This is a genomic window from Devosia sp. (assembly GCF_040509215.1).
Taxonomy (GTDB): domain Bacteria; phylum Pseudomonadota; class Alphaproteobacteria; order Rhizobiales; family Devosiaceae; genus Devosia.
Genome location: NZ_JBEVLL010000077.1, coordinates 1 through 4,552 on the forward strand (window position 1 = coordinate 1; position 4,552 = coordinate 4,552).

Sequence of the window (4,552 nt, forward strand, 5' to 3'; positions counted from 1 at the left end):
ATACGGAGCCGAGCCGATTGGAAACCATCACCGGGAGCGACGCAGGCGTCGCATCAGCATGCCGAGGCGTTGCGTGCCGGTGACGTGGATGAGCGTAAAATAGAACACGGCGCCATAGGCGATGAGCGCGCCAACCACCGCCACCTGCCGCCAGAGCGGGGAGCCCGCGGCGATGTGGTGAGCGCCGTGATTGGCCAGCAGCATCAGGCTCAGGCCCATCGCGGAGCTGATCAGCACGATCATGATATGGCCCCACCACTGGCTGCGCGGCAGGGAAAAATGTCCGCGAATGCCGAGGGTCGCCGCCAGCAAGACGACATTGATCCAGGACGACACGGCCGTTGCGATGGCGATGCCGACGTGAAGCATGGTTGGAAACAGCAGAAGCGAAATGCCGATATTGGCGGCGACGCTGACGCCAGCGAAAATGGTCGGAGTGACCGTATCCTCGCGGGCGAAAAAGCCCGGCTGCAGGACGCGGATCAGCACATAGGCGGGGAGCCCGGCGGAGAAAGCAACAAGCGCTTCGGCCGTTTGCTTCGTCGCCAAAGCATCGAAGGCACCGCGTTCGAACAGCAGCCGCACGATGGGTTCAGACATGCCGATCAGGGCGGCGGCCGCCGGCATGGTCAGCAACATGGAGATGAAGAGGGACTGTTCCTGGCTCGCCAGCGCCTCGGCCTTGCGCCCACCCTTGAGGTGACGGCTCAGCTCGGGGAGCAGCACCGTGCCAATGGCGATGCCGATGATACCCAAAGGCAACTGATATAGACGATCGGCATAGGAGAGGATGGAAATCGCACTGTCGGCGCCGGAGGCGATGATGGTGCCGACGAAAATATTGATCTGGGTAATGCCGCCCGTCAGGATCGCCGGGATGGCCAGCACCCAGAAGTGCCGGACCTCCGCATCGAAGCGCGGCAGGCGAAAATCGGGACGGAATCCCGTGCGTTCGATCGCCACCCAGACGAGCCAAAGCTGGGCTATGCCGCCGAGCATGCTGGCGATGGCGACCCAGACCGTGGCGCCTTGCGGATCCTGAATCCAGAAGGTGGCGAGCGGGATCAGCGCGGCGATATTGACGAGATTGAGCAGGACCGGCGCGAAGGCGGCGGCAAAGAAGCGGCTCAGCGAATTAAGGATCGCCCCATAGGCCGCCATCAGCGACATGCAGGCGAGATAGGGGAACATGATCCGCGTCAGCAACACGGTAAGGTCGAACTTTTGTTGGTCGTCGACGAAACCAGGAACGAAGGCGACCATGATCTGCGGCATGAAGATTTCGACCACGATGGTCACAACGACCAGCATGGCGACGAGCCAGCTCATGATCTTGGAGGCCAACAGTTTCGCGCCCTCGTCGCCCTGCTGCTCCAGCGCGCCGGAGAACATCGGCACAAAGGCAGTATTAAAGGCACCCTCGGCAAAGAGCCGCCGGAAAAGATTGGGGAAGCGGAAGGCAGCGTTGAAGGCGTCAGCCGCCGGACCGACGCCCAGCACGGCGGCCATCAGCGCATCGCGGACAAGCCCAAAGACCCGGCTGACCAGTGTCCAGGCGCCGACCGAGAAGAAATTGCGAAAAAGGCTCAAAGAGGCAGATCAGCCATTCGCCGCCTTCTTCTCCTCGGGGCGTTCAAAGACATCCATCAGCGCGCCATAGATCTTGCGCTGCCGCTGTTTCACGTGAATCTTCTGGCCCGTCAGGTCGGTGACGTAGAAAACGTCGACGGCCTTCTCGCCATAGGTGCCGATATGGGCGGAACCGATGGTGAGATTGAGATCAGAGATTTCGCGCGTCAACGCATAGAGAAGACCGATGCGATCGAGGCCGGAGACCTCGATGACGGTGAACTTTTCCGAGATGGCATTGGACACCGAAACCTGCGCCGGCAGCGCGAAGGGTTTCAGGCGCTTGTTGTGGCGCGATTCCTTGCCCAGATCGATCAGCACGGTGCGCTTGCCCTGAAGCAGTTGCTTGACCGTATCGATGATGCGGGTGGCGCGGACCTTCTCATCCTCATCGGAGGTGAAGGAGCGGCGCAGGCGGAACGTATCGATGGCGCGGCCGTCGCGGGTCGAAAAGATCTGCGCGCCGATAATGGAGGCATCCTGCATGGTGCAGGCGCCGGCGATCAGCGACAGAAGACGCGGGTGGTCGGGCGTATAGAAGCTGACCTCGGTAATGCCCTCAAATGCCTTGACCCGGATCGAGCCGGCAAAGGGTTGGTTGGCCTCGTCGGCCTGCCGGATCATGCGGGCGTGCTCGATCTGCAGTTCAGGCTCGGCACGCAGCCAATAATGATCGTAGTGACGCGCCGCGTAGGTTTCGACCTCGGCCGGCGCCCATTTAGTCAGGGCGTTAGCGAGCGCTTCCTTGGCGGCTTGTACGCGGTCGGACTGGCTGACCTGGCTATGGCCGCCGGAGAGCAGTGGCTCGGTCGCGTAGTAAAGCGCGCGGAGGAGCGAGCCCTTCCAGCCGGTCCAGGTACCCGGACCCACCGCGCGAATATCGCAGGCGGTGAGGATCATCAGCAGCGCCAGACGCTGCGGCGATTGCACCACATCGGCAAAGGCCTTGGCGGTTTCGGGGTCCTGAATATCGCGAGCCTGGGCGATCTCGCTCATCAGCAGGTGATATTCAATCAGCCAGGCGACTGTATCGGTTTCGGCGGCATTGAGGCCAAAGCGCGGACAGAGCTTCCTGGCGATGCGGGCGCCGGCGATGGAATGGTCTTCGGGCCGCCCCTTGGCGACATCGTGGAGAAAGAGCGCCACATAGAGGAGCCGCGTGTCATTGAGCTGCGGCAGCAATTCGTGGGTCAGCGGCAGTTCCTGACGGAGCCCGCCATTGGCGATATCGGCCATGCAGCCCACAGCGCGGATCAAGTGCTCGTCCACCGTATAGTGGTGGTACATATTGAACTGCATCAGCGCGACGATCTTGCCGAAATCGGGCACGAACTTGCCGAGCACGCCGCTCTCGTTCATCTGGCGCAGGATGCGCTCGACATAGAGCGGACTGGTCAGAATGGTCAGGAAATAGCCGTTGGCTTTCGGGTCATTCCTGAGCTTGTTGTCGATCAGGCTGAGGCTGTCGCGGATGTGCTTGATGGCATCTGGATGGAACAGCAGTTCCTCGCGCCCAGCCACCATAAACATCTTTATGAGATTGACCGGGTCTTTCTCGAAGGTATCGGCTGTCGCGACGTTGAGGCGACCCGTGTCGATGACGAAATCGGTCTCGCCCTTGATCTTGGTCTTGCCGGCGCGGAACGGGGCCAGCACGCGGCCGACAATATCCATATCCTTGGCGTGGCGGAATTCGAGGCTGGCGCAGATGATGCGGGTCAGGTCGCCGACGTCCTTGGCGACGAGAAAATAGCGCTTCATGAAACGCTCAACACCCAGCATGCCGATGCGCTCGGCATAGCCCATGCGGCGGGCAAGGTCGGGCTGAACGTCGAAGGTCAACTTCTCTTCAGCGCGATGGGTGACGAAGTGGAGGTGGCAGCGCACGGCCCAGAGAAAATCCTCGGCGCGCTGGAAGAGGCGATATTCGGCGTCGGTGAGGACACCCTTGGCCACCAGCTCGTGGCTGGTCTTGACCTGATAAAAATACTTGCCGATCCAGAAGAGCGTATTGAGATCGCGGAGGCCACCCTTGCCGTCCTTGATATTGGGCTCGACGACATAGCGCGTATTGCCCATTTGCCGGTGGCGCTCATCGCGCTCGGCCATTTTGGCAGCGATGAATTCCGGCCCCGTCTTGGGCATGATCTCGGTTTCGAAGCGCTTTACGAGGTTGTCAAAGAGCGATTTGTCGCCCGTCAGGAAACGCGCTTCGAGCGTGGCGGTGCGCACCGTCATGTCGGCGCGGGCCATGCGGATGCATTCGTCGACCGATCGGACGGCGTGACCGACTTTCTGGCCAAGGTCCCAGAGCATATAGAGAATATATTCGGTGACCTGCTCGCCCCAGGGGGTTTGCTTGTAGGGCAGGATGAACAGCAGATCGATGTCGGAGCCCGGCGCCAGCGTGCCGCGGCCATAACCACCCACGGCGGAGAGCGCGATTGCCTCGGCGCCCGAGGGATTGTCGACCGGATAGACGCGCGTCGTCGCAAAGAGGTAGACGGCCGTGATGATTTCGTCTTCGGCCGAACAGAGGTTTTGCGCGCAGCGCGTCCCCTTGTTGGTCGCGATCAGTTCCGCCTCGGCATCCATCCGTGCCTCGGCCAGGGTCTGGCGAATATGAGCAAGAACGGCGGTGCGGGCCGCCGGCGACTTGGCCGGTTGATCACCCACCACCGCGTCGAGCTCGACGAGGATGGTATCGGCGGTCTTGAGAGCGAATTGCGCCTTGCGCGGCTTTGCTTCAGCGTCGACGAGCGTCATCGCGTAATTTCTTTAATTCGTAGAGCGCTTCGATGGCTTGCTTGGGCGTCATATCGTCGGGGCGGACGGCATCGAGCGCTTCATGGATGGGATCCTTGCTCTTCGGCGCCGGGGCGGGCTGATGGGCAAAGAGCGGCAAATCGTCTAGCACGCTGGC

3 protein-coding genes are annotated in these 4,552 nt (G+C 61.5%); all 3 read right to left on the reverse strand.

Annotated features, from left to right (window positions below; genetic code table 11):
* Window positions 1-27: 27 nt before the first annotated feature.
* From murJ to ABW043_RS22895, 3 genes are read right to left on the reverse strand one after another with little or no spacing between them, the layout of a single operon-like run.
* On the reverse strand, window positions 28-1,590 hold the full coding sequence (murJ, locus tag ABW043_RS04430; RefSeq protein WP_353920026.1) for a murein biosynthesis integral membrane protein MurJ: 1,563 nt from the start codon (window positions 1,588-1,590) through the stop codon (window positions 28-30).
* Between the two features lie 9 nt (window positions 1,591-1,599).
* Window positions 1,600-4,395, reverse strand: coding sequence for a [protein-PII] uridylyltransferase (locus tag ABW043_RS04435; protein ID WP_353920027.1), 2,796 nt, complete (start codon window positions 4,393-4,395; stop codon window positions 1,600-1,602).
* Entirely contained in the window at window positions 4,376-4,546 is a 171-nt protein-coding gene (locus ABW043_RS22895; RefSeq protein WP_502908593.1) for a hypothetical protein, read from the reverse strand. The genes ABW043_RS04435 and ABW043_RS22895 overlap by 20 nt, the downstream gene beginning before the upstream one ends.
* Between the last annotated feature and the right edge of the window lie 6 nt (window positions 4,547-4,552).

What these genes read in the sequence shown, in the direction of transcription:
- ABW043_RS04435 (WP_353920027.1), bottom strand. Translation starts at nt 4,395, where the DNA reads ATGACGCTCGTCGACGCTGAAGCAAAGCCGCGCAAGGCGCAATTCGCT.